General features: G+C 58.7%; 22 protein-coding genes and 1 riboswitch. Of the genes, 20 read left to right on the top strand and 2 right to left on the bottom strand.

The window, feature by feature from the left end; translation table 11 throughout:
* Positions 1 to 153 precede the first annotated feature (153 nt).
* From A6M21_RS09545 to A6M21_RS18780, 11 genes are all read left to right on the top strand, one after another.
* Positions 154 to 1,293, top strand: a complete 1,140-nt coding sequence (locus A6M21_RS09545) for an acyl-CoA dehydrogenase (protein ID WP_066668380.1) — start codon at positions 154 to 156, stop codon at positions 1,291 to 1,293.
* Positions 1,294 to 1,318: 25 nt separating this feature from the next.
* A complete protein-coding gene (locus A6M21_RS09540) occupies positions 1,319 to 2,089 on the top strand; it encodes an electron transfer flavoprotein subunit beta/FixA family protein (RefSeq protein ID WP_066668169.1) in 771 nt (256 codons plus the stop codon).
* A 16-nt stretch (positions 2,090 to 2,105) separates the two neighbouring features.
* Positions 2,106 to 3,092, top strand: coding sequence for an electron transfer flavoprotein subunit alpha/FixB family protein (locus A6M21_RS09535; RefSeq protein ID WP_066668167.1), 987 nt, complete (start codon positions 2,106 to 2,108; stop codon positions 3,090 to 3,092).
* 104 nt (positions 3,093 to 3,196) lie between these two features.
* Positions 3,197 to 4,348 (top strand): (Fe-S)-binding protein, encoded by a 1,152-nt coding sequence (locus A6M21_RS09530; protein WP_066668165.1) that lies wholly within the window; start codon positions 3,197 to 3,199, stop codon positions 4,346 to 4,348.
* An 87-nt stretch (positions 4,349 to 4,435) separates the two neighbouring features.
* A complete protein-coding gene (locus A6M21_RS09525) occupies positions 4,436 to 5,731 on the top strand; it encodes an acetyl-CoA C-acetyltransferase (protein ID WP_066668164.1) in 1,296 nt (431 codons plus the stop codon).
* A 21-nt stretch (positions 5,732 to 5,752) separates the two neighbouring features.
* The gene (locus A6M21_RS09520) at positions 5,753 to 6,607 is read left to right on the top strand and encodes a 3-hydroxybutyryl-CoA dehydrogenase (protein WP_066668162.1); all 855 of its coding nucleotides are present in this window, start codon (positions 5,753 to 5,755) and stop codon (positions 6,605 to 6,607) included.
* A gap of 16 nt (positions 6,608 to 6,623) precedes the next feature.
* Positions 6,624 to 7,406, top strand: a complete 783-nt coding sequence (locus tag A6M21_RS09515) for an enoyl-CoA hydratase-related protein (RefSeq protein ID WP_066668378.1) — start codon at positions 6,624 to 6,626, stop codon at positions 7,404 to 7,406.
* A 136-nt stretch (positions 7,407 to 7,542) separates the two neighbouring features.
* Positions 7,543 to 7,734 carry a hypothetical protein gene (locus A6M21_RS09510; RefSeq protein ID WP_151191881.1) on the top strand — a complete coding sequence of 64 codons (192 nt, stop codon included), beginning with the start codon at positions 7,543 to 7,545 and terminating at the stop codon, positions 7,732 to 7,734.
* A gap of 264 nt (positions 7,735 to 7,998) precedes the next feature.
* A complete protein-coding gene (locus tag A6M21_RS09505) occupies positions 7,999 to 8,631 on the top strand; it encodes a CBS and ACT domain-containing protein (RefSeq protein ID WP_066668158.1) in 633 nt (210 codons plus the stop codon).
* 107 nt (positions 8,632 to 8,738) lie between these two features.
* On the top strand, positions 8,739 to 9,374 hold the full coding sequence (locus A6M21_RS09500) for a GntR family transcriptional regulator (RefSeq protein ID WP_066668156.1): 636 nt from the start codon (positions 8,739 to 8,741) through the stop codon (positions 9,372 to 9,374).
* A 90-nt stretch (positions 9,375 to 9,464) separates the two neighbouring features.
* Positions 9,465 to 9,605, top strand: a complete 141-nt coding sequence (locus A6M21_RS18780; RefSeq protein WP_161486044.1) for a hypothetical protein — start codon at positions 9,465 to 9,467, stop codon at positions 9,603 to 9,605.
* Between the two features lie 155 nt (positions 9,606 to 9,760).
* Here the strand turns inward: A6M21_RS18780 and A6M21_RS09495 are convergent, their stop codons facing one another.
* Positions 9,761 to 11,701, bottom strand: a complete 1,941-nt coding sequence (locus A6M21_RS09495; RefSeq protein ID WP_066668154.1) for an acetate--CoA ligase — start codon at positions 11,699 to 11,701, stop codon at positions 9,761 to 9,763.
* A gap of 214 nt (positions 11,702 to 11,915) precedes the next feature.
* Positions 11,916 to 12,052, top strand: a riboswitch (FMN riboswitch).
* Between the two features lie 118 nt (positions 12,053 to 12,170).
* Between A6M21_RS09495 and ribD the strand changes: the two genes are divergently transcribed.
* From ribD to A6M21_RS09470, 5 genes are all read left to right on the top strand, one after another.
* Complete coding sequence (ribD, locus tag A6M21_RS09490) at positions 12,171 to 13,280, top strand: bifunctional diaminohydroxyphosphoribosylaminopyrimidine deaminase/5-amino-6-(5-phosphoribosylamino)uracil reductase RibD (RefSeq protein WP_066668376.1); 1,110 nt, start codon at positions 12,171 to 12,173, stop codon at positions 13,278 to 13,280.
* A gap of 5 nt (positions 13,281 to 13,285) precedes the next feature.
* Positions 13,286 to 13,936, top strand: coding sequence for a riboflavin synthase (locus tag A6M21_RS09485; protein ID WP_066668152.1), 651 nt, complete (start codon positions 13,286 to 13,288; stop codon positions 13,934 to 13,936).
* Positions 13,937 to 13,959: 23 nt separating this feature from the next.
* On the top strand, positions 13,960 to 15,177 hold the full coding sequence (locus A6M21_RS09480) for a bifunctional 3,4-dihydroxy-2-butanone-4-phosphate synthase/GTP cyclohydrolase II (RefSeq protein WP_078060559.1): 1,218 nt from the start codon (positions 13,960 to 13,962) through the stop codon (positions 15,175 to 15,177).
* A 360-nt stretch (positions 15,178 to 15,537) separates the two neighbouring features.
* Positions 15,538 to 16,008 carry a 6,7-dimethyl-8-ribityllumazine synthase gene (ribH, locus tag A6M21_RS09475; protein WP_066668150.1) on the top strand — a complete coding sequence of 157 codons (471 nt, stop codon included), beginning with the start codon at positions 15,538 to 15,540 and terminating at the stop codon, positions 16,006 to 16,008.
* A 108-nt stretch (positions 16,009 to 16,116) separates the two neighbouring features.
* Positions 16,117 to 17,157 carry a nicotinate phosphoribosyltransferase gene (locus A6M21_RS09470; RefSeq protein ID WP_066668148.1) on the top strand — a complete coding sequence of 347 codons (1,041 nt, stop codon included), beginning with the start codon at positions 16,117 to 16,119 and terminating at the stop codon, positions 17,155 to 17,157.
* Between the two features lie 68 nt (positions 17,158 to 17,225).
* On the opposite strand, the gene rpmB is transcribed toward A6M21_RS09470, so the two are convergent.
* The gene (gene rpmB / locus A6M21_RS09465; RefSeq protein ID WP_066668146.1) at positions 17,226 to 17,417 is read right to left on the bottom strand and encodes a 50S ribosomal protein L28; all 192 of its coding nucleotides are present in this window, start codon (positions 17,415 to 17,417) and stop codon (positions 17,226 to 17,228) included.
* A gap of 82 nt (positions 17,418 to 17,499) precedes the next feature.
* Here rpmB and recG point away from each other — a divergent pair, with 82 nt between their 5' ends.
* The 4 genes from recG (at position 17,500) to A6M21_RS09445 (ending at position 21,839) form a co-directional block, all read left to right on the top strand.
* On the top strand, positions 17,500 to 19,581 hold the full coding sequence (gene recG, locus A6M21_RS09460) for an ATP-dependent DNA helicase RecG (protein ID WP_066668144.1): 2,082 nt from the start codon (positions 17,500 to 17,502) through the stop codon (positions 19,579 to 19,581).
* Positions 19,582 to 20,010: 429 nt separating this feature from the next.
* A complete protein-coding gene (locus tag A6M21_RS09455; RefSeq protein WP_066668142.1) occupies positions 20,011 to 20,892 on the top strand; it encodes an aldehyde dehydrogenase family protein in 882 nt (293 codons plus the stop codon).
* A 130-nt stretch (positions 20,893 to 21,022) separates the two neighbouring features.
* Positions 21,023 to 21,388 (top strand): hypothetical protein, encoded by a 366-nt coding sequence (locus A6M21_RS09450; RefSeq protein WP_066668139.1) that lies wholly within the window; start codon positions 21,023 to 21,025, stop codon positions 21,386 to 21,388.
* Positions 21,389 to 21,581: 193 nt separating this feature from the next.
* The gene (locus tag A6M21_RS09445) at positions 21,582 to 21,839 is read left to right on the top strand and encodes an alpha/beta-type small acid-soluble spore protein (RefSeq protein WP_066668137.1); all 258 of its coding nucleotides are present in this window, start codon (positions 21,582 to 21,584) and stop codon (positions 21,837 to 21,839) included.
* The last annotated feature ends 166 nt before the right edge of the window (positions 21,840 to 22,005 follow it).

Below are 22,005 nucleotides of genomic sequence, written 5' to 3'. Positions count from 1 at the left end.
CGCCATTGCTGGCGGCATTGTCAGTCTGAGTTTTCTAAAAAATCAGGTACGATTTTTGCATGTAACCTTGTACCGGATAGAACAGGACCGGGCGCCTGTTCCCTTGCGGCCGGGTTGCGCCGGTACTTTATCAAAAACAAGGAGGAGAATGTTTTGATTTTTAAACTGTCCGAGGAACAGGAACTCCTCAAGAAAACGGTGCGCGATTTTGCAGAAAGCGAAGTGGCGCCCAAGGCGGCCGAAATGGATGAAAACGAGGAGTACGACTGGAGCCTGTGGGATCAGATGGCCGAAATGGGTCTGACCGGCATCCCCTTTCCGGAAGAGTACGGCGGGGCCGGCATGGACAACCTGAGCTACGCCATTGCCGTGGAGGAGTTGAGCCGGGTCTGCGCTTCCACCGGCGTGCTCGTTTCCGCCCATACTTCGCTCGGTTCATGGCCCATTTACCATTTCGGCACCGAGGAGCAGAAGCAAAAATTCCTGGTGCCCCTGGCCGAAGGGGAGAAAATCGGCGCGCTCGGTCTGACCGAGCCGTCGGCCGGTTCCGACGCCGGTTCGGTGAAGTTGACCGCCGTGGCCGACGGGGATGAATATGTGCTCAACGGTACCAAGATCTTCATCACCAACGGCGGCCGCGCCGACATATACGTAGTCATCGCCAGTACGGACAAGAGCAAGGGACACCGGGGCACCGCCGCTTTCATCGTGGAAAAGGACACCCCGGGCTTCACCTTCGGCAAAAAAGAACACAAGATGGGCATCCGCGCTTCCTATACCTACGAACTGGTCTTTGAAAACTGCCGTGTGCCCAAAGAAAATATGCTCGGCGGGGACGGCAAGGGCTTCAAGGTCGCCCTGGCCACTTTGGACGGCGGCCGCATCGGCATTGCCGCCCAGGCTCTGGGCATCGCCCAGGGGGCTTTTGATCAGGCGCTGGCCTACAGCAAAATCAGGGAGCAGTTCGGCAAACCGATTTCGGCCAATCAGGGCCTGCAGTGGATGCTCGCGGACATGGCCACCCGCATTGATGCGGCGCGGCTTTTGGTTTACCGGGCGGCCTACCTGAAAGACGAGGGCCAGCCCTACGGCAAGGAATCGGCCATGGCCAAGCTTTACGCTTCGGAATGCGCCATGTGGGTGACCACTAAGGCGGTGCAGATTTTCGGCGGCTACGGCTATACCCGTGAGTATCCGGTGGAGCGCATGATGCGCGACGCCAAGATCACCGAAATCTACGAAGGCACCAGCGAAGTGCAGCGCATCGTCATTGCGGCCAATTTGTTGAAATAAGACATTGGCTTAAAGGAGGAAGAACATGAAAATCGTCGTCTGCCTCAAACAAACCTTCGATACCGAAGCTAAAATAACGATTAATCCCGACGGTAAAATCAACGATCAGGGCGTCAGCCTGATTATGAACCCGTATGATGAATTTGCCGTGGAAGAAGCCCTGCGCCTGCAGGAAAAAAACGGCGGTGAAGTGACCGTGGTCAGCGTGGGCGGCGCCAAGGCGCAGGACGCCCTGCGCCAGGCGCTGGCCATGGGCGCGGACAAGGCCGTGCTGGTTACGGCGGAACTGGCGGCGATGGATGAGTACAGCACCGCCACCATTCTGGCCAAAGCCATCGCCGGTTTGGAATACGACCTGATCATCGGCGGTTTCCGGGCGGTGGACGACGGCTCGGCCCAGGTAGCCGGCCGGGTGGCGGAAATTCTCGGCCTGCCGGTGGTGAACGTGGTCACCAAACTGGAAGTGGCGGATGGTAAAGCGCTGGCCACCCGGGAGATTGAGGGCGGCAGCGAAGTGGTGGAAGTGCCCCTGCCGGCCGTGATCACCGCCCAGAAGGGGCTCAACGAGCCGCGCTATCCCTCCATGAAAGGGATCATGAAGGCCAAGAAAAAGCCGATGGAGAAAAAAGATCCGGCCGGTCTGGGACTGGATGCCGCCGCGGTGGCGGCCAGGGTGTGCGCACTCGAATATTTCCTGCCCGCCCCGCGGGCGGCCGGCAAGATCATTCCCGGCGAACCGGCGGAAGCAACGGCCGCCCTGGTCCGCGCCCTGCGCGAAGAAGCCAGGATCATCTGAGGAGGGAGAGGCAAAGATGGCAATCTGGATTTACGCCGAACATAAAAACGGGCAACTGAAAAAAGTAACCCTCGAACTGCTGAGCGAAGGCCGTAAACTGGCCGGTCAACTGAATGAAGAACTGGCCGCCGTGCTGATCGGCAAGGATGTGGCCGCCCTGGCCGCCACCCTGGGCGAATACGGCGCCGATAAAGTATACCTGGCCGAAAACGACGCCCTGGAAAACTACACCACCGACGGCTACACCAATGTGCTGGCCGCCCTGGCCAAAGAGCAGCAGCCGGCGGCGATCCTGCTGGGCTGCACCGTCCAGGGGCGCGACCTGGCGGCACAGGTGGCCCAGCGCCTGGGCACCGGCCTGTGTACCGACTGCACCGGGCTGGAACTGGCGGACGGCCGGCTGGTTTTCACCCGGCCCATCTATGCCGGCAAGGCGTTTGTCAAGGCGGCCGTACCGGAAGCCCGGCCGGCCATGGCTACCGTGCGGCCCAATGTGCTGGGCGTTACCGCGCCGCAGGCCGGCCGCAGCGCGGAAGTAATCAAGGCGGACGCCCAACCGGGTGACATCCGCCAGGTGATTAAGGACATCGTCTGTCAGATCAGCACCCGCCCCGAATTGACCGAAGCGGACATCATCGTTTCCGGCGGCCGGGGGATGAAAGGGCCGGAAAACTACAAGCTCCTGGATGAACTGGCCGATGTGCTCGGCGCCGCCGTGGGTGCTTCCCGGGCCGCCGTGGACGCCGGCTGGGTGCCCCAGAGCATGCAGGTGGGCCAGACGGGCAAAACCGTTTCCCCGGTGCTCTACATTGCCTGCGGTATCTCCGGCGCCATCCAGCACCTGGCCGGCATGAGCTCCTCCAAGTGCATCGTGGCCATCAATAAAGACCCCGAGGCCAATATCTTCAAAGTGGCCGACTATGGTGTCGTCGGCGACCTGTTTGAAGTGGTGCCCCTGCTGACGGCAGAATTCAAAAAAATGCTGGATAAAGAACAATGCTGACCGGCTTTCCCGGGCGTTTCGGCCCGGGAAAGCAGCCCTTTTAAGGTGGAAAAGTCTGGAAAACCCGGTGCCCGGGCACCGGGCGGGAATAAGGAGGAAGCGGCGTGTCACAGACCATATTTGATGAAGTGCGGGACGCCATCGTATTATGCGGCGGGGAGCCCATTCTCTCCTGCATGCAGTGCGGCCTCTGTTCGGCGCTCTGTCCCTGGGGGCGGATGGAGGAAAAGAGCCCTTTCAACATCCGGTCCATGATCCATATGGGCCGGCTGGGCTACGAGGGCTATGAATCGGACGACTTTTTGTATGCCTGCACCACCTGCAACCTGTGTGCGGTCAACTGCCCGCGGGGAGTGAAAATACCGGAAATTGTGCGTTCGATGCGCAGTGTGATTTGTGAAACCGGCGGCATTCCGAAAAACCTGAAGGCGGTAGTCGGCAGCATCAACAGCAACGGCAACCCCTGGTCGCAGGAGCGTAGCGAGCGCACTGCCTGGATGAAGGACTTGAATGTACCGGCCTTCACCCCGGATACCGAATATCTGCTTTTCGTCTGCTGCACCAGCGCCTACGACGGGCGCAGCCAGAAGATCGCCCGGGCCATTGTGCAGTTGCTGCAGGCGGCCGGGGTTGATTTCGGCGTGATTGGCGCGGAGGAGCAGTGCTGCGGCGAGGCCACGCGCAAGATCGGCGCCGAAGAGGAATTCGGCAACCTGGCCCGGTACAATATCGACCTTTTCAATAATAAAGGGGTCAAAAAAATCATCACCACATCGCCCCACTGCTACCATACTTTTAAAAACGAATACCCCGAATTCGGCGCGGAGTTTGAAGTATTGCACTATACCGAACTGCTCGACCGGCTGCTGGCCGAAGGAAAGCTCAAGCCCGCCAAACCGGTGGCCGGCAAAGCCATCTACCACGAGCCGTGCTATCTCGGGCGGCACAACCATGTCTACGACGCGCCCCGGGATTTGCTGGGCGCCGTGCCCGGTCTGGAAGTGGCCGAATTTGATCAAAACCACGACGCCAGCATGTGCTGCGGCGGTGGCGGCGCCCGGATCTGGATGGAAACAAAAGCCGGCCAGCGTTTTTCCGACGTCAAGGTGCTGGAAGCGGCGGACAAGGAGGCCAGCCTTTTGGTTACGGCCTGCCCTTACTGCATTGTCATGCTGGAGGACAGCTTGAAAAACCTGAACAAGGACGAGCAAATGGCCGTCAAGGACATCAGCGAAGTATTGCAGGAAAGCCTGTAAAATTTCGTGTTCACGGAGTGCACGGCTGCAGTCCGCAAGCTGCGGGGCGGTGCCTACCGGCCCGTAATCAATGGGGAGGCGTCATTGATGAGAGAAGTGGTTGTTGTCGGCGGCGTCCGGACGGCCATCGGTGTTTTTGGCGGTTCGCTGAAGGATGTACCGGTGGTCGGACTGGGCAGCCTGGTAATCAAGGAGGCGCTTAAAAGGTCCGGCTTAAGGCCCAAATCGGGCGAAGAATTGTTGAATTTCGCTCCCGACGCTTTAAAGGGATTACCTCCGGCCGAACTGGAAAAGGAGGCCGCGGACTGGGACGACGCGCTGCAGCCGGTCCAGGTGGACGAGGTGATTATGGGTCACGTGCTGCAGGCTGGCTGCGGCCAGAACACAGCCCGGCAGGCGGCCGTGCATGCCGGTGTGCCCAAGGAATCGAACGCTTTTACTGTAAACAAGGTCTGCGCCTCCGGACTGAAGGCTATTGCCCTGGGCGCCCAGGCCGTCATGCTGGGTGACGCGGAGGTGGTGGTGGCCGGCGGGATGGAAAATATGAGCCAGGCTCCCTACGCCCTGCCCCGCGCCCGCTGGGGCTACCGGATGGACGTTACGGCCAAAGGCGAATGTTTGGACCTAATGGTCCACGACGGCCTTTGGGAAATATTTTACGGTTACCACATGGGTAATACGGCCGAAAATGTGGCTGCCAGATACGGCATTTCCCGCGAGGAACAGGACGAGATAGGCCTTTTAAGTCACCAGCGCGCCCGGGCGGCCATTGCGGACGGCCTTTTCAAAGCGGAGATTGTTCCGGTGGTTATCCCGCGGCGCAAAGGCGATCCGGTCATTTTTGACACCGACGAGCGGCCCATGGACACCACCAGGGAAAAAATGGCCCGTTTGAAACCGGTGTTCCGCAAAGACGGCACGGTAACAGCGGGTAATGCTTCCGGAATCAATGACGCCGCTGCCGCGGTGGTGCTCATGTCCCGGGAAAAGGCGGCGCAGTTGGGGCTGAAGCCGTGGCTGACCATCCGGTCCTGGGCTTCCGGCGGCGTGGATCCGGCTTACATGGGTGTCGGCCCCATTCCGGCGGTGCGCAAGGCCCTGCACAAGGCGGGAATTACCGCCGCCAATCTGGATGTGATCGAACTGAACGAAGCTTTTGCCTCCCAGGCTATCGCCTGTATGCGGGAACTGGACCTGAGCATGGAAAAAACCAATCCCCTGGGCAGCGGTATATCCCTGGGGCACCCGATCGGCTGTACGGGGGCGCGCCTGATGGTGACCATCATGCATGAAATGAAAAGGCAAAGCCTCCATTACGGGCTGGTGACCATGTGCATCGGCGGCGGTCAGGGTATGGCCATGGTTGTGGAAAATGCCGGTTAGTCAAGAAAGGGGTAGCAAAACATGGAAATCCAAAAAGTAATGGTCATCGGCGCCGGCCAGATGGGCTCCGGTATCGCCCAGGTATCGGCTATGGCGGGCTGCCGGGTGATTTTGAACGATATTAAAGACGAATTTGTGCAGCGCGGCCTGGGCATCATTCAAAAGAACCTTTCCCGGGACGTGAGCAAGGGGCGGTTGGAGGAAGCGCACAAAGAGGCCATTTTAAAGCGGATCATTCCCTCCACCAGCCTGTCCGACGCCGGGGATGCGGACCTGGTGATCGAAGCGGCGGTGGAAAACATGGACATCAAATCCAACATATTCAAAACGCTGGATGAAACCTGTCCGGCCCACACCATTCTGGCCACCAACACTTCTTCCCTGCCGATCACTGAAATCGGTGCGGTGACTAAACGGCCGGAAAAGGTGATCGGCATGCATTTCATGAATCCCGTGCCGGTGATGAAGCTGGTGGAAATCATCCGCGGCCTGGCCACGGCTGATGATACCTTTGAGGCGGTCAAGGCGATGAGTGAACGTATGGGCAAGGTGCCGGTGGAGGTTAACGACGCCCCGGGATTTGTTTCCAACCGCGTGCTCATCCCCATGATCAACGAAGCCGTTTACTGCGTTTACGAAGGTATCGCCACCCCGGAAGCGGTGGACCAGGTGATGAAACTGGGCATGAACCACCCGATGGGACCGCTGGCCCTGGCCGATTTGATCGGTCTGGACACCTGCCTGTACATCATGGAAGTGCTGCACAAGGGCCTGGGCGACAGCAAGTACCGGCCCTGCCCGCTATTGCGCAAGTACGTGGCCGCCGGCTGGTTGGGACGCAAGAGCGGCCGCGGCTTCTATGTCTATAATAATTAACGGCGGGGGTGAAAAAATGACCTGGAACAACATCCTGCTGGAAAAAGAGGGTCCGGTGGCCGTATTGACCATCAACCGGCCCAAAGTATTGAATGCCTTAAACGCCGAAACCCTGAGCGAAATAGACGCGGCCATGGATGAACTGGCCGCGGACAACACGGTGCGGGTGCTGATCATCACCGGCGCCGGGGAAAAGGCCTTCGTGGCCGGCGCGGACATTGCCTTCATGAGCCGGTTGACGCCCCTGGAGGCCAGGAACTTCTCCCGGTTGGGGCAAAAGGTGTTCAGTAAAATTGAAAACCTGCCGAAAGCGGTCATCGCCGCGGTAAACGGCTTCGCCCTGGGCGGCGGCTGCGAACTGGCCATGGCCTGCGACATCCGTGTGGCCTCGGAAAAGGCCAAATTCGGGCAGCCGGAAGTGGGCCTGGGCCTGATTGCCGGCTTCGGCGGCACCCAGCGTCTGACCAGGCTGGTCAACCCCGGTCTGGCCAAGGAAATACTTTTCACGGCGGATGTCTACAAGGCGGAAGACGCCGCGCGCATGGGCCTGGTCAACCACGTGCTGCCGGCGGAGGAACTGCTCTCTTTCTGCAAGGAAATGGCTTCGCGCATCGCCGCCCGGGGTCCTTTGGCCGTTGCTATGACCAAGGAAGCGGTCAACAACGGATTGGAAATGGATTTGGAGAAAGCCCTGGCCCACGAGGCGGACCTGTTTGGACTGGTCTTCACCACCGCCGACCGGCGGGAAGGGATCGATGCTTTTTTGAACAAGCGCAAGGCGGATTTCAAAGCGGAATAATCGAGCCCCAGAAGCAATCTGTTTATGCAGGCTGGCCGCGGCCGGCCTGCTTGCTTTTTCCTCTTCCGGCGGCACCAAACTTATGCTAAAATATAATATATATATAGATTGCATTTTGCCGCAGGGGGTGGAGAAGATGGATATAACCTGGCTGTTCCTGATCCTCTGCCCGTATATGCTGTTATATTTTTACTTTTGGGATTTTACCGCCTGGAATCATTGGAAGATTGCCACCTTCTGGATCTGCGGCCTGTTTTTGCTGGTCAGCGCCTGGCTGCTGGTGAATTATTTCAACCCCGGCCACCCGTCATTCCCCGGCTTGTTATAAATACCGCCGGTCTTTTAGCGGACAGTGGAAATGTCGCCGCAATGACAGAAACCGGGCGCCGTTTATGACATAATCAAGCTGCCGCGATTTATTCCCGATATTACCTTTCCTGACCCCCGCTTTAAAAGCGGGGCATTTTTTGATCAAAAGCGGGGGTTGTTTCCCACCGGCCGGTGCAATTATAAAATTTTTAAGGGAGCATTGCGGTTCATCCAAATACTGCTATAATAAAATAAAAAGCCAGTCCAAGAGGAGGTTGAAAGCATGTTTGTACGGGAGCACATGAGCACCTCTCCAATTAACATCAATCCGGCGACTCCCATTCTGGAAGCTTTAAACATGATGAAAAAGCAGAAAATACGCCATTTGCCGGTGGTGGAAAAAGGCCGGCTGGCGGGCCTGGTCACCGAGCGGACACTGCTGACCGTGTCCCCCTCGCCGGCCACCACCTTGAGCGTTTTTGAAATAAATTATTTGATGTCCAAGATGGTGGTCAAAGAGGTGATGATTAAACAACCGATTGTGATTGCCCCCACCGCTTCCATAGAAGAAGCCGCCCTGATCATGCGCGAGCACAAGGTGGGGTGCCTGCCGGTGGTGGAAAACGGACAACTGGTGGGCATCATTACCCAGACCGATGTGTTCGAGGCCATGATTAAAATCTTCGGTTTGCGTAAGGCCGGTACCCGCCTGGTCGTGGAAACCGGTGACCATGTCGGCGCGTTGGCGGACATACTGGCGCTGGTCAGGGAGCACAATATCAATGTGATCGGTGTGGCCTGCCTGGAAAAAGAAAGCAATAAATTTGAAATCATGCTCCGTTTGAGTACGGTCGAGCCGGAAGCGTTAATCCAAGACATGAAACAGCATGAATACAATATTATCTCGGTTAGTTAAAACATCAACCGGAGCCTGCGCCAATACAGCCTCCGGTCCGGACGGGCCGGTTTACTTTTGCGCCAACGGCGAATAATACAGCTATATCCGAGAAGGAGTAGATTGAAATGGATACCCTGGGTGCCCACGTACTGGCACGTTATGCCACAATTGCCATCGATATCGCCACCCGCATCGTGCGGGGTGAATACCGGGAAGGACAGAAGGTTTTCGGGCGTTCCACCCTGGCCGGCAAGTACAATGTTTCTCCGGAAACAATTCGCCGTGCCCTGACCCTGCTGCAGGATACCGGTATTGTCCAGGTCTCCCCCGGGGTGGGGGTGGTGGTGAAGTCCCAGAAGGCCGCTGAAGAATTCCTAGCCGAATGTGGTCAACGCCAGGTGTTGAGGGATATGCAGGACAGGTTGCACAGCCTGCTCCGGCAGCGGGACAAGGTAAACGCGGAAATCGAAAAATTGATGAATGAACTGCTTGAATACACTTTCAAAATGGCCGGCAGCCTGCAGCGGATCGAGGAAATCAAGGTCCTGCCTACTTCACCGCTGGTGGGCAAGTCCCTGGCCGAGGCCCAGTTCCGCGCCAAGACCGGTTCCACTGTGCTGTCCATTTACCGCAGCGGGGAGGAAATTCTTTCCCCGCGCGCCGAAACTGTCATCCGGGCCGGAGATGCCTTGATTTTGCTGGCTCCGCCGGAATTGAAGGATCAGGTGTACAATCTGGTGAACGGAATACTGCCGCAATAATAATTATAATAAATTTTCAATATTTGCTTATATACCTGGAAAGTACCGGGAATACTAATGGCAACCATAATAACAAGGGAGGTAATATCCGTGGGTTGGAAGGACTTTGAAAGCAAGGTCAGCGACGTTAAGGGAAAAACCGGGGTAAAACCCGACCGGGCTTTGCTGCGCAGACAGAGTGAGATGGAAAGTCCTGAAGAAACCGGCCGGATAGAGGAAGACAACCGCTAGACGGATTGTTCTGTCCGGGGTTGACCTGATTCCGTGCGAACCTCCCGTATTGAGCCCGGTATGAACAAAACCGGCCCCGTGATGGGCCGGTTTTTTATTCCGTTTGGCCGCCGTGCCGTGTTTCACCGTTCCGGTGCTCCGGTCCGGCAAAGAGATCAACCGCGCATTTTCTTGATCGCTTCCCGGATTTCCGACACGGAAGCTTCTTCTTCGATGGTGGACAGGTCGCCCAGTTCCTTTTCGGCCCACAATGTGCGCATGACGCGGCGCATAATCTTGCCGCTCCTGGTTTTGGGCAGTGTGCTGATGAACTGGATGTCCCGCATGACTACAATGGCGCCCATGGTGTTGCGCACATGATTGATCAATTCTTTTTTCAGTTCCTCCGAAGGCTCGTAACCAGATTTGAGCACCACAAAGGCGCAGGCCACTTCGCCCCGCAGCTCGTCCGGTACGCCGGAAACGCCGCTTTCCACCACGGCGGGGTGGGAAATGAGAGCGTTCTCAATTTCAATGGTGCCGATGCGGTGAGCGGCGATTTTGATTACTTCGTCGGACCGGCCGGCAAACCAGAGGTAGCCGTCCTCGTCGAGACTGGCGGCGTCGCCGCAGTAATAGGAACCTTTGGTTACCGGCAGGCGCTCCCAGTATTCCCGCTGGTAGGTTTCCTCGTTGTTCCACAGGGTGGAGGTCAATCCCGGGAACGGCCGCTTGATGATCACCACGCCCTTTTCACCCGGCGCCACCGGTTCGCCTGTTTTCTCGTCCACCACGCGGGCTACGATGCCGGGAACGGGTATGCCGGCGGAGCCCGGCTTGATCGGAATCATGCCCAGTCCGTAAGGATTGGCGAAAATGGGACCGGAAGTTTCGGTCTGCCACATGTGATCGATTACCGGGATGCGGTTGTCAAAAACATCCTCCTGCAGCCACTGCCAGGCGGGCGGGTTCAAAACCTCGCCGGCGCAGAAAATCCTTTTCACCGTGCTCAGATCGTGCTTTTGGGCATGTTCAATGCCCAGCCGCATCAAGCCGCGCACGCCGGTGGGGGACAGCCACATGGCGGTGACTTTGTTCCTTTCCACCACATCCCACCACATATCCTTGCGCGGATAATCCGGGGTGCCTTCGTAAAGGATGGTGGTGCAGCCGGCTAGCAGCGGACCGTAAACATTGAAGCTGTGCCCGACGATCCAGCCGATGTCCGAAGTGCAGAACCAGATGTCGCTATCCTGCAGGTCATAAATCCATTTGCCCATCGAATAGACGTACATCTGATAGCCGCCGTGCTTTTGCACGGTGACTTTGGGTTTGGCCGTAGTGCCGGAAGTGGGGAGCAAGAACAGGGGTTCGTTCGACTCCATGATTTCCACGGCGGTGCTTTGTCCTTCCCCGCCGGCCAGAAACTCTTCCCAGAAAATGTCCCGGCCGGGTTTCATTGGCGGGTTGCCGCCTTTGTTGAGCACCACCACTTTTTTAATCTGTTCCGGCGGGCACATGTCCAGTCCTTCGTCCACAATCTTTTTCAGGTCGATGGGCTTGCCCCGCCGCGAGCCCTCATCCTGGATCAGCATGTACTGCGCGCCGGAGATATTGAGCCGGTCCGCCACCGCGACGGAGGAAAAACCGGCGAAGATGACTACGTGAATGGCGCCCACCCGGGCGCAGGCCAGCATGGCGGCCACCGACTCGATGCTGGTAGGCATGTAAATGGCGATCCGGTCGCCTTTTTGGACACCCAGGCCGCGCAGGGCGGCGGCGTATTGCCCGACCAGGTGCAGCAATTGGGCGTAGGTGACCGTCCGGATCTCGCCGGTTTCGCCCGATTCGGCGATTATCGCCGCCCGGCCGCCGCGGCCTCTTTGGATGTTGTAATCCAGGCAGTTGTAGCTGATGTTGGTCAGTCCGCCTTCAAACCATTTGAAGGTGGGGTACTCCCAGGTGAAGACCTTGTCCCACTTCCTGAACCAGTGAATGTCATGCGCCGCCTTGATGGCGGCATTTTCCCAGAAGCCCTCCACATCGTCCTCCGCCCAGCGCATAAAACTTTTTACCTGTGGCGGTACCAGGCCGGTGCCAGCTTTATTCGCCCCCATAAATACATCCTCTCCTCCGCAAGAGTAATAAACCTGCCGAAAATAATTATAAGTCAAAATTGGGTAAACATTAAGAATATTTGCTTCAGTGAACTAAAATAAATGGTCAATGGACGTTTTTCAATCCCGGACGGTTTTACGCATTTTACCTTGAGCAAGGCATTGACACCGGCGGGCAGCAGGATTATAATTATTAATGGATTCTAAAATCTCAAACAACCTTCGGGGACGGGTGCAATTCCCTACCGGCGGTAAGGCGTCAAAGAGGTGCCGAGCCCGCGAGCCCGGTAACGGGTTGACCTGGTGCGAAGCCAGGGCCGACAGTAAAAGTCTGGATGGGAGAAGGTGGCGGAGCAGCCTTTTGCCTGGGTAAAAGGTATTGCTTTTATGTTCATGTGCCCTGGAGGTATTCAGCCTTGAGGGCTTTTGTCATTTGCAGCGGCAGTTTGGGGACTTTTTTCATCAGGTGATGTTTATGGACAGGCGGTACATGCAAATGGCCCTGGATCTGGCCCGGCGGGGACTGGGGCGTACCAGTCCGAATCCGGCGGTCGGGGCGGTGCTGGTCAAAGACGGCCGGGTGGTGGGGCGGGGCTATCACGCCCGTGCCGGCACCCCCCATGCCGAAATTCATGCTTTGCGCGAAGCGGGCGCACAGGCCCGGGGGTCCGCTCTTTATGTAACTTTGGAGCCATGCTGTCACCACGGCCGTACCGGGCCCTGCACCGAAGCGGTAATTGAGGCCGGGGTGACCCGGGTGGTGGCGGCGATGACCGATCCCAACCCGCTGGTGGCCGGCCGCGGTCTGGAGCGGCTGCGCCGGGCCGGAATCGAGGTTGTGGCCGGGGTATGCGAGGCGGAAGCGCGCCGGCTGAATGAGGTTTTTATCAAGTACATCACCACCGGCCTGCCCTTTGTGGTGCTCAAGGCGGCCATGAGCCTGGACGGCAGGATTGCCACCCGCACCGGCCATGCGCAGTGGATCACCGGACCGGCGGCCCGGGCGGCGGGGCATGTCCTGCGCGACCGGTACGACGCGATCCTGGCCGGGGTGAATACCGTCCTGGCCGATGATCCCTCCCTGACCACCCGTCTGGCGGACGGCCGGGGCCGGGATCCGGTGCGGGTGATCCTGGACAGCCGCGCCCGTACGCCGCCCGGGGCGCGGGTAATCAAACAGCAGTCGTCCGCGCCCACGCTGGTGGCGGTGACGCCGGACGCCCCGGCGGAACGGGTGGCCGCGCTGAAAAGCGCCGGCGCCGAAGTGTTGATGCTGCCCGGGGACGGCGGCCGGGTGGATTTACGCACCCTGCTCACTGAACTGGCCCGGCGGGAACTGACCGGCGTGCTGGTGGAGGGGGGCGGCGAAGTGCATGCTTCTTTTCTGTCCGCCGGACTGGCGGATAAAGTGGTCTGGTTTATCGCCCCGCTGATTATCGGCGGGCGGCAGGCGCCCGGTCCGGTGGGCGGGGATGGTCCGGCCACTTTGGACGGTGCAGTCGGACTGGAACAAATGACGTTGACCCGTTACGGGGAAGACTATTGTCTGGAAGGATACGTGCGGCGCGGGGAGGGATGAGGCATATGTTTACCGGACTGGTGGAGGAGTTGGGCGGCTTGAAAAAACTGACCCGCGGGACCGATTCCGCCCGGCTGCACATTACCGCCCGGAAAGTGTTGGACGGGCTGGCGATTGGGGACAGCGTCGCTGTCAACGGCGTCTGTCTGACGGTGGTGGCCCGTGATGAACAATCATTTGCCGCCGACGTGATGGCCGAAACACTGGCCAAGTCCAATCTGGGCGCGCTTTCGCCCGGGCGGCGGGTGAACCTGGAGCGCGCCCTGCGCCTGGGCGGTCGCCTGGGGGGGCACCTGGTCAGCGGTCATATTGACGGTGTGGGTACGATTACACGCCGGGAGGAGCATGACATTGCCGTACTGGTCACCATTGGCGCGCCGCCGGAAGTAATGCGCTATGTGGTCAAAAAGGGTTCGGTGGCCGTTGACGGCATCAGTCTGACCGTGGTGGATCTGGACGCCGCCGGTTTTCAGGTCTCCCTCATTCCGCATACCGCCGGCGCCACCACCCTCGGCTTTAAAAAGCCCGGGGATACGGTGAACCTGGAAGCGGATCTGATCGGCAAATATGTGGAAAAGCTGCTTTCAAACCGGGAAAACGCCCCGTCACCCGGCGGCGTCTCCATGAATTTCCTGGTTGAACATGGTTTTGCTTAAAATATGAACGGGGAGTGAGCGTGTTGGAAAAGCGTTTTGCCAGCATCGAAGAAGCGATTGAGGATATCCGGCAGGGTAAAATGGTGGTGGTGGTGGACGACGAGGACCGGGAAAACGAGGGCGATGTGATTGTCGCCGCGGAAAAGGCCACCCCGGAAGTAATCAACTTCATGGCCACCTACGCCCGGGGGTTGGTATGCATGCCCCTTGATGCATGGCGGGCGGATGAACTCGACCTGCAGCCGATGGTCATCAACAATACTGACAACCACTGTACGGCTTTCACCGTTTCAGTGGACTACAAGGATACCACCACCGGTATCTCCGCCCACGAGCGGGCGATGACCGTGCGGGCGATTTTGGACCCGGCCACCAAACCGGAGGATCTGCGCCGTCCGGGGCACATCTTTCCCCTGCGCGCCCGGGATGGCGGCGTGCTGCGCCGGGCCGGCCATACAGAAGCAGCGGTGGATCTGACCAGGCTGGCCGGGATGTACCCGGCCGGTGTAATTTGCGAAATCATGAAGGAAGACGGCACCATGGCCCGGGTGCCGGAACTGATGGAATTCTGCCTGGAACACGGGCTGAAGATAATCACCATCGCCGATTTAATCGAATACCGCCGGCATACGGAAAAACTGATCCGGCGGGTGGATACGGCCAAACTGCCCACCAAATACGGTGAATTTACCGCCGTGGCCTACGAAAGCCTGCTTGACGGCAAGGGCCACATCGCCCTGGTCAAGGGCGATCCGGGCGGCGTCGAGGCGCCGCTGGTCCGCGTGCACTCGGAGTGCCTGACCGGGGATGTTTTCGGTTCGGCGCGCTGCGACTGCGGCGATCAGCTGGCCCGGGCGCTGCAAATGATCGAAGCGGAAGGCGCCGGTGTGCTGCTTTACATGCGTCAGGAGGGCCGCGGCATCGGCCTTTTGAATAAAATTCGCGCCTACCATTTGCAGGATCAGGGCAAGGATACGGTGGAAGCCAATGAAGCCCTGGGTTTTCCGGCCGACCTGCGCGATTACGGCATCGGCGCCCAGATCCTGGCCGACCTGGGGCTGAAGAAAATCCGCCTGATGACCAACAACCCGCGTAAAATTGCCGGGCTGGAAGGACACGGCCTGCAGGTGGTGGCCCGGGTGCCGATTGAAATCCGTCCGGGCAAAAACAACCGTTTCTACCTGACGACCAAAAAACGCAAACTGGGCCACCTGCTCAATATCTCAAGCGAGGTCGGCTAATACAGGCCGCCTGAACGGGTATCCAAATAGCCGGCGGACTGCGGTAGGCAACGGGCCGGCTTTCGCCCGTCCCCTCCGCTGGATATCCAGGTATCCGGCAGCTGTTTTCCCCCGCGGAGGGGCCCGGAACGTACCGGGTATTGGTTTTGCACCGGGAGACAGTGTCAACAGGATCTCCCGGCACGATATTGCGCCCGCCGCCGGTGGCGGCGTCCCGGTACCGGCGGCGGGCGGATGTTTCGCGCTAAAAGCAAACTTATTGTTATGGCGGTGCCGCCCGGCGGCAATCAATGCCCGCCGGATGGTTTGAGGTGCAAAAACGGGTAGTAGATTATATTTCTTGAAGGGAGATGCGGTTTAATGCCGAAAGTTTACGAAGGGCATCTGGTCGGACAGGGTTTGCGCTTCGGCCTGGTGGTGGGGCGGTTCAACGAGTTTATCACGGGCAAGCTTTTGACAGGGGCGCTCGATGCCCTGAACCGGCACGGGGTGGCCGATCAGGACATTGAAATTGCCTGGGTGCCCGGCGCTTTTGAAATTCCCCTGGTGGCCCGGCGCATGATCACAATGCAGCGTTTCGACGCGGTGCTCTGCCTGGGCGCGGTCATCCGCGGTGCGACACCTCATTTTGACTACGTGGCGGCCGAAGTGGCCAAGGGAGTGGCCAAGGTGGGGTTGGACACGGGTGTGCCGGCCGTCTTCGGCGTGATCACCGCCGACACCATCGAACAGGCTGTGGAACGGGCCGGCACCAAGGCCGGCAACAAAGGCTGGGACGCCGCCGTGACGGGCATTGAAATGGCCAACCTGATGCGCAACCTGGCCGGTTAAGCCGGGGCGGACCGCCCGGCGCCGGGGTCTGACGGCGGCGTGATCTTGCGTCCGGTCCGGACCGGTATATAACATAGACAGACAAAAATGTAGGGGGCATTGCGGACGATGAGTATACATACCATCCAGGACCTGCAGGAAGTAACCGCCCGGCGGGTTTCCCCGGATGAGCGCCTTTTTTCCGCGGACCAGGAAGAAATCCGTCAGGGCTGGACCACGGATATTTACTTTGTCAAAACCAGGGAGATTCTGCGCCGGCTGGAACTCGCCGCCACCCCGGTGGTGGCGGAGGTGTTTGCCGGCCGGCCGGGCCTGCTGGCTGGCACCGCGGAGGTGAAGAACCTTTTGTGCGAAGCCGGGGTGGCGGTCTGGGCGCTGCCGGAAGGGGAATGGTTCGCGGCGAAGGAAGTGGTTTTGCGCATTCACGGCTCCTACGACCGTTTCGGCATTTATGAGACCGCCCTGCTGGGCATCCTGGCCAGTTCCAGCGGTTGGGCCACGGCGGCCCGGCACTGCAAGGAAGCGGCCGGTGACCGGCGGGTGGTCTGTTTCGGCGCCCGCCATGTCCACCCGGCGGTGGCGCCGGTGATGGAGCGGGCCGCGGTGGCGGGCGGCGCCGACGGGGCCAGTTGCATCCTGGGGGCCAAACTGGCCGGGCAGGAACCGGTGGGCACAGTACCGCACGCCGTGATTTTGATCACCGGCGATACGGTGGAAGTGGCGCGGGCCTATAAACAGTTCATGCCGCCCGGTTCCCCGGTGATTGTGCTTGTGGACACCTTCAAGGACGAAGCGGAGGAGGCGCTGCGGGTGGCCGCGGCCCTGGGCGGCGACCTGCATTCCATCCGTTTGGACACGCCAGGTGAACGGGGCGGGGTGACGCCGGCGCTGGTGCGGGAGGTGCGCGCACGGCTGGACCAGGCTGGTTTCGGTCACGTGCAGATCCTGGTCAGCGGCGGGCTGACCCCCGAACGCATCGCCCTGCTGGCCGAAGCCGGGGCGGACTCTTTCGGCGTGGGCAGTTACATATCCGGCGCCCCGGCCATTGACATGACCATGGACATCAAGGAAGTGGCCGGCCGGCCGGTTGCCAAGCGCGGGCGCATTCCGGGCATTACCGCGGCGCCGCGCTTGCAGCGGATTCTGTAAGCGGTTTGAGCGCGGCCGTCCCGGCCGCGCTCAAAATAAAAAACGGCCCGAAAGCCGCTTTTATAAGCTCAGATGGCCCGCTTGACCCGGCCGCTGCGCAGGCAGCGGGTGCAGACCAGAATCCGCCGGGGGGCACCGTTGATCACCGCCCGGACCCGTTGCAGGTTGGGCGCCCAGGTGCGCTTGTTCCGGATGTGGGAGTGGCTCACCTGCATGCCGACCACCACGCCCTTGCCGCAGATGGCACATTTCCTGGCCATTTTGAACACACCTCCTTTAAGCTGACACACATTGCTATTTTAACAGAAACGGCACCCGGGCGCAAGGGTTGTTAGTGAAAGGATGACTGCTTTGTCCGTCTCCAATCCGGCCGTACAGCCGGTGCAATACCTGAAATCGGTCGGTCCCCGGCGGGCCGCCCTGCTGGGCCGTCTGGGCATCGGCACTGTTTGGGATCTACTTTATCATTTTCCCCGTGCTTACCATGACCGCAGCCTGATCAAACCGGCCCACGCCTGTGTCCACGGGGAGCAGGCCACCCTGCAGGGCGTGGTCGCCGCGGCTCAGGAGCAAAAACCCCGGCGGGGGTTGACCATCACCAAACTGGTCCTGCAGGACGGGGCCGGTATTTTTTACGCTGTCTGGTTCAACCAGCCTTACATAAAAAAACAATTGCCTACCGGCACCCGCCTGCTGGTGACGGGAAAAGTGGAGCGCGGATACGGCGCGGTACAGGTCGCGGTGAGCGACTACGAGGTGCTGGACGGCGAGGAAACGTTGCATGCCGGGCGCATTGTGCCCGTCTATCCGCTTACCGGACAGTTGACCCAGCGCCTGATGCGCTCTGTGGTCAGGCAGGCGCTAGACGAATGGGCCGGTCAAATGGACGAATTTTTGCCTCCTGCCTTGCCGGCACGCTATCATCTGCCCGCACTGTCCACGGCGCTGGTCCAGATTCATTTCCCGGACACGGAGCGGGAAGCCCGGCGGGCGCAAAAGCGCTTTATTTTTGAGGAACTGTTTTTGCTCCAGCTGGTCCTGGCCGGGCGGCGCCGCCGGTTGGTCAGACAGGAAAAAGGGCATTCCTACCGGCCGGCCGGTGAACTGGTGAGGCGTTTGCTGGACACACTGCCTTTTCAGCTTACGGCCGGCCAGGAACAGGCCTGGCGGGAGATTTGCCGGGACATGGATGCCGCGGCGCCCATGAACCGCCTGCTGCAGGGGGACGTGGGGGCGGGCAAGACGGTGGTGGCCGTGCTGACACTGCTCCGGGCGGTGGAGAGCGGCCTGCAGGGCGCCCTGATGGCGCCCACGGAAACGCTGGCCGGGCAGCATTACCTGAGCCTTTGCCGCTTGTTGGAGCCGCTGGGCGTAAAAACGGCCCTGCTGGCCGGGGGCATGAAAAACCGGGAGCGGGAAGCGGTGCTGGCCGGACTGCAATCGGGTGAAACCGGACTGGTGGTGGGCACACACGCCCTGATCCAGGAAGTGGTGCAGTTTCAGCGCCTGGCCGTAGTGGTTATTGACGAGCAGCACCGCTTCGGCGTGCGCCAGCGGGCGCACCTGCAGTACAAGGGGCGGCATCCCGATGTGCTGGTGATGACCGCCACACCCATTCCCCGCACGCTGGCCCTGACCCTTTACGGCGATCTGGACGTGAGCACGATCAAGGAACTGCCTCCCGGCCGCCGTCCGGTACAGACTTTGGCCTGCGCGCCGGCGCAATTGCCGGATGTCTACCGGATGATTTTGGAGCAGGTGCGGGAAGGCCGCCAGGCCTACGTTGTCTGCCCGCTGGTGGAGGAGTCGGAAAAGCTGGACGTGCAGGCGGCGGTGGACCTGGCGGCCGCACTGGCCGCCGGGCCGCTCAAAAGCTGCCGGACCGGCCTTTTGCACGGCCGGTTGAAAGCGGCGGAAAAGGAACAGGTGATGCATGCCTTCCGCGGCGGGGAAATAGACGTGCTGGTGGCCACCACGGTGGTGGAAGTGGGCGTGGATGTGCCCAACGCCACCGTGATGGTCATCCTGGACGCCGACCGCTTCGGCCTGGCCCAGTTGCACCAGTTGCGCGGCCGGGTGGGCCGGGGGGCGCATCAATCCTACTGTATCCTCGTTTCCGGCGCCCGCACCGAAGAAGCCCGCACCCGCCTGGCGGCCATGACCGCCACCACCGACGGCTTCGTCCTGGCCGAAAAAGATTTGCAACTGCGGGGACCGGGCGAATTCACCGGCACCCGCCAGTCCGGCCTGCCGGATTTGAAAATCGCCGACCTGGTGCGCGACTGGCGGGCGCTGGAAACCGCCCGCTCCGAAGCGGTCAAATTAATAACCGCCGATCCGGATCTGACCGCGCCGGAACACCGGGCTCTGGCGGAAGAGTTGAAGCGGCGTTTCAGCCGGAGCGGATATCTGGAAATCAGCTGAGTGGGGATTGAAATATATCCACCAGGGTTTTGTGGCGGACGAGATGACCTGTGAATAAAGTTTGTTTTAGAATTATATTCTACCGGTCAACGATTGAAAATGACCACTCACCGGATATTGGTTTACATGAAACATTCCTCCTGCTATCCTTTTTCACAAGGTAAAATCAATACAGCAGGCACGGGTATTATCCCGGGAGTAAGTGAGTATTTGAGAGAGGCCGTTCTTGGTTGCTCTCTTTTTGTTTTTTGGGAAGGGCCTGGTGCCGGGGCAAAATTGAAGGGAGGGAACGTGTCTAATATTCTCATTATTCCAAATATATTGGCACCTTGTTTATGGTTCAGGTAATATCTTTGGCTCCCATGGTTTTCATGTGCGGCTCAGAATTGCAACAGTATTAATTTTACGGGCAAATGGAGGGGAATCTTTATGGCTGTTCTGGAAGAAGCCTTAAAAGAAGTGCAGTTGGTAAAAAATTACGTTGATGGAGAATGGGTTGATTCCAATGGGGAAATGCGCGACGTAATAAATCCGGCCACCGGAAAAACGATCGCTAAAGTTCCCATTTCCACCGGGGAAGAATTGGATGTGGCAGTTAAAGCGGCTAAAGATGCTTTTCAGGAATGGCGGACAACGCCCCCGGTGGCCAGGGTGCGGTGCCTTTTCAGACTGCGGGAACTGATGGAAGAAAACTTTGAGGAATTGAGCAGAATCCAGACGCAGGAACACGGGAAGGTGATCGATGAATCACGGGGGGAAACGAGGCGCGGCATTGAAAATGTGGAAGTCGCCTGCGGCATTCCCAGCCTGATGATGGGTTACAACCTGGAAGACGTGGCTGCGGGCATTGATGAATACGTCATCCGCCAACCCCTGGGTGTGTTTGGCATTATCGCGCCCTTCAACTTTCCTTTCATGGTGCCGCTCTGGTTTGCGCCCTACGCTGTGGCCACGGGCAACTGTGTTGTGATCAAGCCACCCTATGAGGATCCGGTTAGTCAGATGAAACTCACTGAACTGGTGGAAGAAGCGGGTTTTCCGCCGGGGGTCTGGAATGTGGTCAACGGCCACCGGGAAGTGGTGTCGGCCATGCTGGCGAATGAAGATGTGGCCGGGGTAACCTTCGTCGGTTCGACTGCAGTGGCCAAATATATCTATGAATCATGCGGGAAAGCAGGGAAGCGCTGCCTGGCCAATGGTGAAGCCAAGAATTTCATCATCATCATGCCGGACTGCAATGTGGAAAGCACCATCCCGGCTATATTATCATTGGCGTCGCCAAAGTCCAGGGTGGTTTGCACTATAGCATGATTCTTATCTTCACAAATGTAGAAGAAATTAAGTCCTCATCTGCTATAATGCTCCAGTAGACAACCTGGTATATTCGTGTTAATCTTAAAAACAGGGTAAGCCTATAATAATTTTGAAGGAGGAGCGGTCTATGTTTAGAAAATTGGCTGTATTGGCTACCGTATTGGTATTAACTCTTGCGTTTGCCATTCCTGCCATGGCTTCCACGCAAAGTGTCACTTATAATTATGACAATGGCAGTGCTTATTTTACCAGTTATGGATTCCGTACCGTTGATATCCGTCCGGATGAATATAACTGGCGTTATATTCACATGTCTTATCTGCCGGTAATTAGCTGGTATACCGTCCTGGGACGGCCGGAAATCTACCGGGAAAATAATCATCAATATGTGGTTATTTACCGCAGTGATTTTAGAAGCAGCCGTTTCCATGAGTATTACATCCGCTTAAACAATCATTTCTATCGCTTGTATGATTATCCTTATGGGTTTTAAAAGATTGTCATTAATATTGGCAAAATTATCAACAGGGATGGCGTTAAAGCGCCATCCCTTATTTTACGCCTGTATTGAATGAACACTCTGCCATCACTTTTAAATTAACCCCGTCCGGGTAAAATGTTCTAGTCATAAAGGGCACATTCCACGCTCATACTAAGACCAAGTTCAAACAAGGAGGTGATACAAAGTGGCGTTAGGACAGAAACGGAACCAGATGGTGGTGCCTCAGGCCACCGCGGCTATGGAGCAGTTCAAGTGGGAAACCGCCAATGAACTGGGCATCCAGGTGCCGCAGAGCGGCTACATGGGCGACCTGCCTTCCCGGGTAAACGGAGCCATCGGCGGCAACATGGTCAAAAAGATGATTGCCGCTTATGAGCAAAGCTTGGCCGGCGGTGCCCAGCCCCCGACTCCCCAGGTGACCAATGCGCGTACCACTCCCTAGCGGAGGTGAGGTATGAGCTTAACAGGTACACAGATTGCAGCGGGTTTGTGTACCGGCTTGCTTAAGTGCCCTGGCGGGGGGACCGGTCAAAACAGGAAGTGGAATGACCGGCAGACTAGAGGTGGATAGTCTGGATGCGACCGTTGCCTGTCTGGCCGGCCTCCGG

The sequence above is a fragment of the Desulfotomaculum copahuensis genome (genome assembly GCF_001655685.1).
Taxonomy (GTDB): Bacteria; Bacillota; Desulfotomaculia; order Desulfotomaculales; family Desulfovirgulaceae; genus Desulfotomaculum_G; species Desulfotomaculum_G copahuensis.
Note: the sequence above shows the minus strand (reverse complement) of the source record. Positions and strands in the feature narration are given on the sequence as shown.

What these genes read in the sequence shown, in the direction of transcription:
- A6M21_RS09540 (WP_066668169.1), top strand. Translation starts at nt 1,319, where the DNA reads ATGAAAATCGTCGTCTGCCTCAAACAAACCTTCGATACCGAAGCTAAA.
- A6M21_RS09535 (WP_066668167.1), top strand. Translation starts at nt 2,106, where the DNA reads ATGGCAATCTGGATTTACGCCGAACATAAAAACGGGCAACTGAAAAAA.
- A6M21_RS09525 (WP_066668164.1), top strand. Translation starts at nt 4,436, where the DNA reads ATGAGAGAAGTGGTTGTTGTCGGCGGCGTCCGGACGGCCATCGGTGTT.
- A6M21_RS09520 (WP_066668162.1), top strand. Translation starts at nt 5,753, where the DNA reads ATGGAAATCCAAAAAGTAATGGTCATCGGCGCCGGCCAGATGGGCTCC.
- A6M21_RS09515 (WP_066668378.1), top strand. Translation starts at nt 6,624, where the DNA reads ATGACCTGGAACAACATCCTGCTGGAAAAAGAGGGTCCGGTGGCCGTA.
- A6M21_RS09510 (WP_151191881.1), top strand. Translation starts at nt 7,543, where the DNA reads ATGGATATAACCTGGCTGTTCCTGATCCTCTGCCCGTATATGCTGTTA.
- A6M21_RS09505 (WP_066668158.1), top strand. Translation starts at nt 7,999, where the DNA reads ATGTTTGTACGGGAGCACATGAGCACCTCTCCAATTAACATCAATCCG.
- A6M21_RS09500 (WP_066668156.1), top strand. Translation starts at nt 8,739, where the DNA reads ATGGATACCCTGGGTGCCCACGTACTGGCACGTTATGCCACAATTGCC.
- A6M21_RS09495 (WP_066668154.1), bottom strand. Translation starts at nt 11,701, where the DNA reads ATGGGGGCGAATAAAGCTGGCACCGGCCTGGTACCGCCACAGGTAAAA.
- ribD (WP_066668376.1), top strand. Translation starts at nt 12,171, where the DNA reads ATGTTTATGGACAGGCGGTACATGCAAATGGCCCTGGATCTGGCCCGG.
- A6M21_RS09485 (WP_066668152.1), top strand. Translation starts at nt 13,286, where the DNA reads ATGTTTACCGGACTGGTGGAGGAGTTGGGCGGCTTGAAAAAACTGACC.
- ribH (WP_066668150.1), top strand. Translation starts at nt 15,538, where the DNA reads ATGCCGAAAGTTTACGAAGGGCATCTGGTCGGACAGGGTTTGCGCTTC.
- A6M21_RS09470 (WP_066668148.1), top strand. Translation starts at nt 16,117, where the DNA reads ATGAGTATACATACCATCCAGGACCTGCAGGAAGTAACCGCCCGGCGG.
- rpmB (WP_066668146.1), bottom strand. Translation starts at nt 17,417, where the DNA reads ATGGCCAGGAAATGTGCCATCTGCGGCAAGGGCGTGGTGGTCGGCATG.
- recG (WP_066668144.1), top strand. Translation starts at nt 17,500, where the DNA reads ATGACTGCTTTGTCCGTCTCCAATCCGGCCGTACAGCCGGTGCAATAC.
- A6M21_RS09455 (WP_066668142.1), top strand. Translation starts at nt 20,011, where the DNA reads ATGGCTGTTCTGGAAGAAGCCTTAAAAGAAGTGCAGTTGGTAAAAAAT.
- A6M21_RS09450 (WP_066668139.1), top strand. Translation starts at nt 21,023, where the DNA reads ATGTTTAGAAAATTGGCTGTATTGGCTACCGTATTGGTATTAACTCTT.